The sequence below is a fragment of the Streptomyces prasinopilosus genome (genome assembly GCF_001419695.1).
GTDB classification, from domain to species: Bacteria; Actinomycetota; Actinomycetes; order Streptomycetales; family Streptomycetaceae; genus Streptomyces; species Streptomyces prasinopilosus.
In genome coordinates this window covers 1-1,904 of the sequence record NZ_LIRG01000147.1, presented here as the reverse complement: position 1 = coordinate 1,904, position 1,904 = coordinate 1, and the positions used below count along the sequence as shown (strand labels likewise).

The 1,904-nt window shown below is 78.3% G+C and carries 1 protein-coding gene and 1 pseudogene; both read right to left on the bottom strand.

What is annotated here, in order from left to right:
- Positions 1-538: pseudogene (locus AOK18_RS07560) on the bottom strand (endonuclease/exonuclease/phosphatase family protein); the annotation flags it as partial.
- A 45-nt stretch (positions 539-583) separates the two neighbouring features.
- Positions 584-1,612 (bottom strand): hypothetical protein, encoded by a 1,029-nt coding sequence (locus tag AOK18_RS07555; RefSeq protein WP_338119100.1) that lies wholly within the window; start codon positions 1,610-1,612, stop codon positions 584-586.
- Between the last annotated feature and the right edge of the window lie 292 nt (positions 1,613-1,904).

The following is a 1,904-nucleotide window of genomic DNA, read 5'->3' as shown; positions in this document are numbered from 1 at the left end:
GCGGACTACCCGCACCGCCGCCCACGGCCCGGCGGTGCGGGTAGTCCGCGGTCAGTTCCCGGCGCAGCAGCGCGTCACAGGTGTACTCGCACTCCTGGACGAACACCAGGTCCGGCTCCAGCCGGCGCACGGCGTCGACCAGCCCGGGGGTGGCCCGGCCGAACTCGACGTTGGACGTCATCACCCGGAACTCGGCGACGGGCGGCCCGGCGGGCGCGCCGGTCCTCCCGTACGGCTCGATGAACCAGGCCAGCAGCCCGAGCAGGACGACGCCCCACACCGCGCCGGTCCACCACCGGGCGAGCAGGGTGAACAGCAGCCCGAGGGCGGTCGGCACGAGGAGCCAGGGCAGGAACGCGAGGAGCTGGGGCACGGGGGTGACCGCGTCGGTGCCGACGGCCCGGCAGCCGACGATCACGCTCACCCCGGCGAAGAGCAGTGCCGCCGGCCGGCCGCCGAACCGCCGCCTTCCGCCGCGGCCTCCGGTCCCCTCCCCGGTGTCCGCCCGCTCGGCCGTCCCGGCAGTGGCAGTGTTCAACGTCCGGCCTTCCGCTCACGGTCATCGATCCGTGGAGATTTTCCCTCAAGGACGAGGACCGGCGACGGGAGGTTGCGGTGATCCGTTCCACACCCCGTCACGGGCCGGTGATGGCGCCCCGTCGCGGGCCGGTGGCGCCGCCCCGTCGACAGGTCGGGGCTTCGTCCGCCCCGTCCACCCCCGCCGCGGCCTCCGCCGTCCCCGCGAACGCCGTGCCGCGGGCCCGCCCCCGCGCTCGCGGAGGCCGGTCAGCAGGCAGGCGAGGGCCACCGCCAGCCCCAGGGCGAGCAGCGTCCAGGACGCGGTGCGCAGCGTGGCGGTGAGGGCGTCGTAGACCACGCCCGCCGCGGGGCGGTGGACCGGTTCGGGCACGTCGGCCAGGGTGAGCCGGCGGCCGACCGCGACGGCGGCGGCGAGCAGGCCGCCGCCCAGGGCGATGCCGAGCCCGGTCGCGGTGAGCGCGCGGCGGCGGTGGACGGCGACGGCGATCCCGGTGACGGCCAGGGCGACGGCCGCGAGGGGCAGCCAGAGGGCCGCGGCGTCCAGCAGCCGGTACCCCGCGCGGAGCCCGGCCGTCTCCCCGGCCGGCACCACCGCGACCCGGGTGTGCTCGACCGGGATGCGGTCGGCGAACGGCATGCGGTCGGCGACGAGCCGCCGCTTCACCTCGGCGGTGACGGGCGCGAGGTCGACGGTGACCGGGCCGGGGCCCGCCCGGCCGTCGCGCAGGGCGTGCAGGACCGCGTCGTGGACGGCCCGGTTCCCGGTCTCCCACACGGGGCCGAACGCCTCGGTGCGGGTGAAGGAGCGGACCGCGTCCCGTACGAACGGCCCGAACAGGTCACGCGCCGGGCCCGCCTCCAGTTCCTCCACGACCCCGTCCCCGACGGCGTCGGCGACCGCGTCGCGCACGGCGGGATCGGCGGACAGCGGTGCCACGGAGTCGACGTACCGCCCGGTGTCGGCCAGCCCGTGCACCACCCAGGCCGCGAACGCGCCGCAGGGCACGAGCAGGCACGTCAGGGCGACGAGCGCCGCCGACAGGGTGGTGCGCAGGCGTGCGGACGTCCGCACGCGGCGGGGCGGTCCCGGTGGTTCCGGCGGTACGGGGCGGGGCGGCACTCCTCCAGCCAAGGCGCGGGGGGACGTGCACGCGAGCGCGGGGCGGGCATCCGGAGTAGCCGAGGAGCCCGGAGCGGGTGAGGAGTCCGGAGGGGACCAGGAGTCCGGAGGGACCCGGGCGTCCGCGGACCTCGGGGTCCGCGCCCGTCGGCCCGCCGGTCTGGCAGCCCGTGGGCCCGCCGGTCCGGAGGGCCGGTCGGTCCGGCCGCCCGGCCGGTCGGTCCGGCCGCCCGGCCGGGCGGCC